The 6,518-nt window shown below is 32.8% G+C and carries 7 protein-coding genes and 1 pseudogene; 2 read left to right on the top strand and 6 right to left on the bottom strand.

All coding sequences use genetic code 11. The annotated features are described in order from the left end of the window. Positions 1 to 192 precede the first annotated feature (192 nt). The gene (locus G8761_RS20830; protein WP_166029892.1) at positions 193 to 579 is read right to left on the bottom strand and encodes a hypothetical protein; all 387 of its coding nucleotides are present in this window, start codon (positions 577 to 579) and stop codon (positions 193 to 195) included. Positions 580 to 749: 170 nt separating this feature from the next. Then, positions 750 to 1,307, bottom strand: a complete 558-nt coding sequence (locus G8761_RS20825; protein WP_166029891.1) for a CBO0543 family protein — start codon at positions 1,305 to 1,307, stop codon at positions 750 to 752. 566 nt (positions 1,308 to 1,873) lie between these two features. On the opposite strand from G8761_RS20825, the gene G8761_RS20820 reads away from it, so the two are divergent. Next, positions 1,874 to 2,140 (top strand): hypothetical protein, encoded by a 267-nt coding sequence (locus G8761_RS20820; RefSeq protein ID WP_166029890.1) that lies wholly within the window; start codon positions 1,874 to 1,876, stop codon positions 2,138 to 2,140. Between the two features lie 323 nt (positions 2,141 to 2,463). Here the strand turns inward: G8761_RS20820 and G8761_RS20815 are convergent, their stop codons facing one another. The 3 genes and pseudogenes from G8761_RS20815 to G8761_RS20805 form a co-directional block, all read right to left on the bottom strand. After that, positions 2,464 to 2,889: a MaoC family dehydratase gene (locus G8761_RS20815; RefSeq protein ID WP_166029889.1), complete on the bottom strand. Its 426-nt coding sequence runs from the start codon at positions 2,887 to 2,889 to the stop codon at positions 2,464 to 2,466. A gap of 442 nt (positions 2,890 to 3,331) precedes the next feature. Beyond that, a pseudogene (locus G8761_RS20810) lies at positions 3,332 to 3,484 on the bottom strand (VOC family protein); the annotation flags it as partial. Between the two features lie 31 nt (positions 3,485 to 3,515). Continuing rightward, positions 3,516 to 3,938, bottom strand: a complete 423-nt coding sequence (locus G8761_RS20805) for a helix-turn-helix domain-containing protein (RefSeq protein ID WP_243450105.1) — start codon at positions 3,936 to 3,938, stop codon at positions 3,516 to 3,518. 350 nt (positions 3,939 to 4,288) lie between these two features. On the opposite strand from G8761_RS20805, the gene G8761_RS20800 reads away from it, so the two are divergent. Then, positions 4,289 to 4,648: a Na-translocating system protein MpsC family protein gene (locus G8761_RS20800; RefSeq protein ID WP_166029887.1), complete on the top strand. Its 360-nt coding sequence runs from the start codon at positions 4,289 to 4,291 to the stop codon at positions 4,646 to 4,648. Positions 4,649 to 4,791: 143 nt separating this feature from the next. Here the strand turns inward: G8761_RS20800 and G8761_RS20795 are convergent, their stop codons facing one another. Further along, the gene (locus G8761_RS20795; protein ID WP_338001004.1) at positions 4,792 to 6,498 is read right to left on the bottom strand and encodes a methyl-accepting chemotaxis protein; all 1,707 of its coding nucleotides are present in this window, start codon (positions 6,496 to 6,498) and stop codon (positions 4,792 to 4,794) included. Positions 6,499 to 6,518 lie beyond the last annotated feature (20 nt).

Here is a 6,518-nt window from a genome sequence, read left to right as displayed (position 1 = left end):
AACTAAATAACTCAAAACCTTCCAATTACAGTATGAAGGAAGGTTATTTAGCATGCTTATTTTTAGTATACCATGGCAAAATTTCTATTTTTATTGAAAAGTCTTGACAAACTATTAGCTGGTTTAGCTGAATAAGAAAAAGCCACCAAATGGCAGCTGGAACTTCAACTCTTGCACTATTAGTTAATCAAGTTAATTGTTATTTTTTCTGATGAAAGGTAAATCAGAAAAAGCTGAACCGAGTAATATAGCTAAAGGCAAAAATAAAACCTTTTGAAAATTTATTTCAGATGGTTTTTTAATGTAGTAATAAATCAAACCGAGACAACTAATTAGAACAAAACTAATAATGAATTTATACAATCTTTTTCTTATATCGACCCATTCAATTTTCCCTAAATTTAATATCGTTCCAATTACGAAATAAACAAGAAATAAAACAAGAAAAATCACATAACCATGTACAAATATAGTGGCAAATGAATTATCAATGTTCTTCTTATACACGATAAATAATGTAATGATTAACCCGACAATACCTAACGTATACATTAGAATCGCAAAAAGATTTTTCCTCATTAATGAACCGCCTTAATTTTTTATCATCGTCCAAACTTTATTTTCTCAAAATGCAACTTATTTTATCTACTGGTAACTATTACTTATTCAACTATTCTGCCACGTTAGCGGAATAAGAAAAGCGACAGTTCTATTGAACAATCGCCCTCATTAACGAAATAAGTATCATTTTATTCTTTTCCATTGGAATGTGACTCAATTAAATTAATTTTTTGAAGAACCACTTTTACAAATACTCCAATTAAAATATAAAACGGGACAGAGTATAAGTGATTCCATTTAATTTTTTTGTATACCCCAAACCATTGAAAGATATTTTCTCCTAAATATGAAGCTATAAACGCATAGGTTAAAGTTGCTAATATGTATTTTTTCCACATAGGAAATCTCTGATAAATCATAGAGTAAATAAAGGGAACAATAGATAAATCAGCAGGGGTAAATTCATCTCTTTCTAATGGTGTTAAAGTATATGGATATATCCAAAAACCTAGGGATGTACCAATTTGATCCAAGATGAAAGCAATTCCTGCTGTAATCAGCCCAACAAGACTTATTTCTTTTAATCGAGTTTTATCGACAAATCTCCACCATAAAAACAATGGAAAAATAATAACAAAAATTTCAAACCACCACTGAAATGTAAAAACTACTTCTTGAGTCCAGTAATCGAGCCACAACTTTCGGAGGTAGTCATAGGTCTTTTCTAATTTTTGAAAACTGTCCATTACTCTCATCCTTTTTTAATTAAGAACCATTTACATTTACATACATCCCTGTGCATCTATAACAATTTTTTTAATATTCCTCTTAATATACCCAATTATTACTATTTCTTTTTTAACTAGCCTGCCCTTTACTTGAATAAGAAAAAAGCCTTGCTCCTTTGTTTAAGCAAAGCCCAAGAGATTTGAATAAAAAAAAAAAAAATAAAGTTAAAACCATAGCTAAAAATGGCAATAAAATAAGAAATAATATAACAATTCCTTTTTTTCAATTATTTTTTATTTGAAGGCATCCTACATTGGGACAGCTAATCACAATTAGAAAGGCTTGGACATAATTAAAATACTAATAAATATAGATCTATAGTATAAAATTTTTCAATATCGTAAAGAATAAGAGTAGTATTCCCCATTTGCCCTCTAGAATCAGAGGGCTTTTTTTATTGGAATCTTCTGGGGTATCACTAATCCATTCAGCCCGTTTTAACAAATCATAAAGGCAATAACTTGTTTTCAAAGAGTGATATTGTATAAGTTTCCTATTGAGAGATATTATGGGAGGGTGAATCATGAGAAGACCATCGAAAAAGAAGATAACAGAAAAAGATAGGATCATTTATGAAGCTCTATGCGAATTAAACAATGAAGTAACGGCGGAACAAAGAAAACTTGGTTTCGGTCCTACACAGATTGGTGTTAGATTAGGAAGGGATAAATATGATGCCTCGTCTTATTGCACTCTATCATTAAAAAAACTTATAGAGTTCAGGTTGGTCGAAAAACTATCTAATGGCCGCTATCTGCCGTATATTAATTTGCAAAACAAAAAGGACTGAAACCAGTCCTTTTAATATTTCAACTAACGCCCCCGTTAGCCATCCATGAATCGCTAAAAACCAGCTCTTCACCACAGAGAATGAAAGTAGCGTTATTGTGGTCATAATGATATTGCGACATGAGGTTTTATTTTAGGCTCAGCTTTTTTAAAAATTATAATCGCTGGGTCTACTTTAGTATTGTCGTTTTTAGATTTTGACTGCTTTGTACTTCCATGGTAGTGGAATAAGACCCTTTCCAAAAATGCAATTATGAAAATACTCAACCCATAAGCCGTAATTGACTTGTGTAGATTATTTCACTTATTTTCAATTACAACACATCATCGCTTAATCAATCCCGACAGGTCTACTTCTAATACTTTATCTTCTTTATCGTTGTAAGTAGATAACAATACAGTAATGATTCCCGATTCATTCTTCGTCTCTTTCTTATCGATAACCTCGGCGATGGTATACAATTTATCACCAGGATACACCGGTTTTATAAATTTCATATTATTCATCCCTGTTCCAGCGATGATATCATCACCATAGATACCTTGTTCAATCCAAAGCCTTACTGAAATGCTTAATGTATGTAGTCCGGAAGCGATGATTCCATCAAATCTCCCCTGCTTTGCTTTTTCCTCATCTAAATGCATATATTGAGGATCAAATTCTCCTGCAAATCTCATAATATCCGCTTTTGTCATTTTGAAGGACTTAGTTTCAAACACCTGTCCAACTGTAAACTCATCAAACTTCATAATTACACCTCTTATTTAGAAACTTTTGCACTTGTTTATATTAAGGTAGCATCAAATGCACATCAAGTTAAAAAAAAACTCAAAATCCTCTAAAATCAATAGAAAAGAATACTTTTTTTAGGATATATATAATTCATCTTTGCAATTGTAAATACCTTATTTAACTATCCTGTTTCGTAAGTTGAATAAGAAAAAAAGACGCTGCTGCAGCAACCTCTTGTTTAACTCTTGCCCCAATAGTTTAAGTGAACTTATTCACAATATCATTTATTTTAAACCTTAAAAATGTATAACCCTGTCCTAAAAATAGAACAAGGTAAACATAAAGTTGTTGTTTAATTATTGATAAAAACACTTTATTGATAACTTTTTCTACATAAAGTTACTTCTGCATTATCTGAATAAGGTTGCGGTATGTATCGTCGAAGACAGCTATTGTGACTTAGCCCATTTTTGTCCGCTCTATAGTAAACTTCACGCCGTTTTCCAATAATCGGTCGAACTCTTTACGAATATCTGCAACTCCAAACATTGTTGCTGGGATGCCTTCGGCAAATATCTTCTTTTGATACTCTTTGGCACCTGGATGGTTATTTATACGATGTATACTTATCGATTTCCGGGTACTATTCTCTAAAACTAATTTCTTGTTCTTTTATCCTAGAATATTTCTTTTCAACAGCACCCGGTTTACGTTCTAAGATTTCTCCAATTTTTTGCCAACTGTATCCCATACCAACTAAATACTTTAATTTAATTTCTTCTTTTGTGGTCCATTTCTTATAATTACTTACTTTTTTACTTTCCTTCATTTCTCTAGCTACCCATGATGGTTCTGGTAGGAGACTTTTAGCTTCATATTGTGAAAGGTCTACTTTTTCAAGATGTTCATAGCACCAATCCCAAAAATCTTCAATCTTAATAAACGTGTATTTTTTCTTACTGTTCGTTACTTTTTTTGAAGCTTTTAATGAGTGGCGGGAAATCCACCCTATTATGGTATTCCGGTCAATTTTTAAAATCTTTGCTAATTCTCCTGCTGTTAACATTCCTGTATGTATCTTGGTATTGGAGGTTCCGTTCTTTCGAATCAACATAATTTGTATTGTTCTTACCGGCATTTCCAATTTGTCAGCGATAGATTTTAATGATTTTTGCCCTATATGGTTCTGTATGTAATCCCATTGGTGTGTCGTACTGTTCATATGTTTTCTTTATTTCCTCCTAAATACTCAATTATGCTGGAACAATAATAATAAAGTAAACTTATCCTTAAAAATCCTAGTTGCTTGAATTCTTTTCATATAAAACTGGGAGTAATATCCATCGTTTCCCCCTTCTCTATTAAGTTTCTATATAGTAAAATACATTCATATTCGCCTAAGGAATAGGAGACATTATGAATAAATACGAAGCAGAATTCAGCAATCTAGTCCGTCATTTTAGAAAAAAACATATGGGAAAAGGACCAAGTAAAATAACGACAACCTTCTGTAAAAACTGGGCTATAAGCGAAATGGAAGGCAATCTTTCTCCAGTAGAGAAATTTATTGCCACTGCCTATGAAGGCAAGCAGGCTTTAAGAGCAGCAAGAACTGAAATGGTAAAAGAGATTTACCAAAATAATCCCCCTGTAGAAATGGAAGAATTCTTAGGATGCAACTTTAAGGATCTCTTTGTGGATATAGATATTGATAGAGATTTGGGTATGTCTATTTTTGTTTTTGATGAAGATATAGAATCCAAGTTTTCTAAATGAAAGATAGATTTAGTTGCAATTTTGGGTTGTAAATTATTCAGAAGAAAGCACCCTACTAAGTAGTATCTTATACTAAAGTTATTAGGGTGCTGTTTTTAAAAACTGATATTCTTCAACTTATTTTTAGATTTTTTTACTTTAAACTAGATTCGAAACTTACTCACAGTATCCTGTAAATCCTCTGCCATTTTGGATAAATTGTATGCGGAAGCTGAAATCTCTTCCATTGATGCCAGTTGTTCTTCAGCTGAAGCAGCTACATTTTGACTATGCATTGAAGACTCTTTAGAAATAGAGGTCACTCCTGCAACAGTTGCTGATACCTCTTGGGTACTGGCTGACATTTGTTGGGCGGTTGCAGCCATTCCGTCTATTTGCTCTCCCATTTCATTCATAGAGTTTAAGATTTCTTCAAAGCTATCTTGTGTTTTAGAAACAATCCCCAATCCATTTTGAACCTCTTTTTTCACCATATCCATTGAATCATTTGAACGGTCCATATCATTTTGTATATGCTTTATTAACTCAGAAATTTGTGAGGATGAATCTTGTGATTGTTCTGCAAGTTTTCTTACCTCATCTGCTACTACAGCAAATCCTTTACCGTGTTCTCCTGCCCTTGCAGCTTCAATTGCTGCGTTTAAAGCTAATAAATTTGTCTGATTTGCGATTTCTGTTATCAATTTTGAAAAATCACCAATTTGTTTAGATCTTTCATTTAGTAGCATTATAATATTCCCGGTATCATTTACAGTTGAGTGGATCATATTCATCTGATCGGCTGTTTCTTGAACAAACTTTTCACCTTGTTTAGCACGCTGACTGGTTTGTGTTCCATTTTCAGCTATGGTTGCAGAAGATTCAGCAATATTAGCTATACCTAATGTTAATTCCTCCAGAGCTTTTGAGCTCTCTTCAATACTTTGTGTTTGAGTATCTGAACCGCTAGCTATTTGTTGGATTGCTTCTGTAATCTGTTCAGTAGCTTTGCTGGTTTGTTCAGCTCCTGCGGTTAACTCTTCAGATGACGCAGCTACCTGCTCAGAGGTCTCAAGTATAATTTTAATCATATTACTTAAATTATCCCTCATATTGTTATAGCTTTCAGAGAGGTCACTTAACTCATCCCCGGCATCGTCCATAACGACTGTTGTAAAATCACCTTTTCCTGCATTCTCTAATGCACTAGAAATGGCCTCCAGTCTTTTCTTTAATCGGCTAGTAAACCACAGAATAATAAGAACAGAAATTATAATTACGGAAATCACTAAAATTATAAATTTGGTTAAAAACGATGATAAAATTTCATCAATTATTGTTTGAGGAGCTCCCACATAAAGGATACCCATTGTTTCACCACTGTTATTCTTTAAAGGCATATAAGCAGTTTGATAAATTTTACCGGAAACTGAAGCTTCACCGTAATAGTTTTTCCCCTCTTTTATCACGACATCACCAACTTCCTGGGAAACTTGAGTTCCGATATTCCTCTTTCCATTTACAATTACGTTTGTTGCTATACGTGTTTCCCCCTGAAAGATTGTTACTGTATCACCCGTATCTTTTGCTATTTTGTCTACTATGTCTAAGCTATTATTAAAAGAATAATCTCCTTTGTATAACTTTCCATTTTTGATTTCCCAATCACCAGGAAACTTATCTTTGATGTACCGGTAACTTAAACTTAAGTCCCCTTTTGCTTTCTCAACCGCAAATGACTTAATTCCCTTTGTCACTTCGCTGACTACCACAATTCCTATAATTATGGATAATAATAGGACAATACTTAAAACAATCAAATTGATTTTTGTTCCTAACTTTAACCTTTTATTAACTTTTTTCTTCATCATTAGTTGTTAGTCCTCCCGCT

This window comes from Neobacillus terrae, from assembly GCF_011393025.1.
Taxonomy (GTDB): domain Bacteria; phylum Bacillota; class Bacilli; order Bacillales; family Cytobacillaceae; genus Neobacillus_A; species Neobacillus_A terrae.
Note: the sequence above shows the minus strand (reverse complement) of the source record. Positions and strands in the feature narration are given on the sequence as shown.